Annotated in this window: 1 protein-coding gene and 1 pseudogene; one reads left to right on the forward strand and one right to left on the reverse strand. The window is 29.9% G+C overall.

Going from position 1 to position 1,406, the window contains the following annotated elements; translation table 11 throughout:
* A pseudogene (locus AC30RD_RS09300) lies at positions 1–487 on the reverse strand (hypothetical protein); the annotation flags it as partial.
* A 40-nt stretch (positions 488–527) separates the two neighbouring features.
* On the opposite strand from AC30RD_RS09300, the gene AC30RD_RS09305 reads away from it, so the two are divergent.
* The coding region (locus AC30RD_RS09305) for a PP-loop family protein (protein ID WP_489494261.1) at positions 528–1,406 on the forward strand (879 nt) is incomplete at its 3' end.

The raw sequence follows: 1,406 nt of genomic DNA on the forward strand, positions 1-1,406 counted from the left end.
AGTGGTATTTATAGTCTTTCCCTAATTTCTTAAAATATTCTATACATGAGTGTATTATATCTTCAAGATATTCACATATATCTGAAATATCTATTTCATGCCTATCTGGATCTATTATACCAATTACATGTGTATCAGCAAATGGGTATAGGTTTGGAGTTATTATTACCTTTCCAAATCTTATTCTTGTATTATCTACAAATTTTGGAGTTAAACTCTCAACTCTATCTCTGCAGAAGACGCAGGTATTGTAAGTCTCTTTAAATATCTTATCTACACACTCCTCAATTTCTTTCTCATCAACCTTCCTCTCTCTTAGAGCTCTTTCAACATTTATTCTACACCACCTACCTGTAAGTGGATCTCTTCTTCTCTCAATCACATACTCTCTAATTGAAAAGTTAAGTCTTGGATCTCTAAGTTCTGCAATTTCAATAATCTTCACATATCTAATACCTCCAATACCTCTAACAACTTCAACATACATACGTATGGTATATCTAGAAGATTTGTAGTATATATGCAAGATGTTTGAAGTCAAATGTACACGATGTGGTAAGAGAATAGCATTCTATCTTAGACAGTCTTCAGGAGAAGCATTATGTAAACAATGTTTTATAAAATCTATAGAAGATAAGTTTTTAAGAACTATAAGAGATTATGAGATGTTTAATAATGATGATAGTGTTGGTATTGCAGTAAGTGGTGGTAAGGATAGTCTTGTACTGCTAAACCTATTTTTTAAAAATATTAATAAACCACCTATCAGAAATATAAAGAGAATTTTAGTATTTACAGTAGATGAAGAGTTGGAGTATAGTAAGTATAAGTTAACTAGAGTTCAATATATTGAAGATATATGTAGAAAGTATGGTGTTGAATATAGAGTATATAGAATTAGTGAGTTATTAGGAGTATCTGTATCTGAAGTATATGAGAAATTGAGAATTAAAGGTGAAAATGTGAATATGTGTACTATATGTGGAGTTTTTAGAAGAAGAGCTATTAACGAGATTGCACATAGAGAAGGTTTAACAAAAGTTGTCACAGCACATAATCTGGATGATGAAGCACAGACAGTACTACTAAACGTGTTTTCTAATGATTTAAAGAGATTTAAATGGTTTGGAGCTATAACAGGTGAAGATGTTGAATACTTCATACCTCGTGTAAAACCTCTAAGATATATTAGAGAGGAGGAAATTGCAATATATGCATATCTGATGAATATACCAATGTTAGAGAGAGAATGTCCATATGTGAGAAATAATCCTAGATATAGTCTTAAGTTTATACTTTCAGAATTAGAGAAGAAAAATCCAAATATAAAATATATGATAGTATCTTTTGGAGATTCACTATCAAGACTATTAAAAGATTATAAATATTTTGAGAAGAAGGTAAAA

Source organism: Nitrosophilus sp., from assembly GCF_982775275.1.